Below are 279 nucleotides of genomic sequence, written 5' to 3' on the forward strand. Positions count from 1 at the left end.
GTCGTAGACGCGGCGGGAGCGGTCGAGGAACTCATGAGGCTGGTTCGCGGGGGGCGGAAGCCCGAGGCCACCGGCGCCACTACAGGGCCCGAGGACCAAGAGGACATCGAGGCCGTCGAAGAGGAACGCCGAGCAGGCGAGCCCGTGGGCGCCGAGGAGCGCACCAGCGAGGACGGCTGGGCCGAGCCCGAGGCAGTCGTAGACGCGGCGGGAGCGGTCGAGGAACTCATGAGGCTGGTTCGCGGGGGGCGGAAGCCCGAGGCCACCGGCGCCACTACA

General features: G+C 72.4%; 1 protein-coding gene. It reads left to right on the forward strand.

Going from position 1 to position 279, the window contains the following annotated elements:
- Positions 1-33: 33 nt before the first annotated feature.
- A partial coding sequence (locus OEB96_RS00145) for a hypothetical protein (RefSeq protein ID WP_266213347.1) occupies positions 34-279 on the forward strand: 246 nt, incomplete at its 3' end.

Source organism: Paraliomyxa miuraensis (assembly GCF_026337845.1).
In the GTDB taxonomy this organism is placed as follows: Bacteria; Myxococcota_A; Polyangia; order Nannocystales; family Nannocystaceae; genus Paraliomyxa; species Paraliomyxa miuraensis.